Here is a 269-nt window from a genome sequence, read left to right on the forward strand (position 1 = left end):
GCATAGGTTAGTTTGTCTCACCCGCCTCTGTTTTTTTATTGTTTACCACTTGCCGGACTATCTCGAAGAGATCGCGAGCCGAGCCACCTTGACTTTCAAAGTCATCGATCAACCCAGCAAAATCATCCAATAAGAATTGCGTCTCCTGCAATGCATCCTCGGCCGCATCAATCTCATCGAGATCAACGGCGTTGTGGCCATGCGCCCTCATCAGCCACGCATCAGCGAACTCCCGCTCGTCACTCCCCCCGCTGTCATAGCCATCAGCC

The 269-nt window shown here is 52.8% G+C and carries 1 protein-coding gene; it reads right to left on the reverse strand.

Translation table 11 applies throughout. The features are described from left to right. Positions 1–7: 7 nt before the first annotated feature. Positions 8–269: hypothetical protein (locus O4G76_RS20625; RefSeq protein WP_269398991.1), on the reverse strand; the 262-nt coding region annotated here is incomplete at its 5' end.

The sequence above is a fragment of the Limimaricola sp. G21655-S1 genome, assembly GCF_027213785.1.
Lineage (GTDB): Bacteria > Pseudomonadota > Alphaproteobacteria > Rhodobacterales > Rhodobacteraceae > Limimaricola.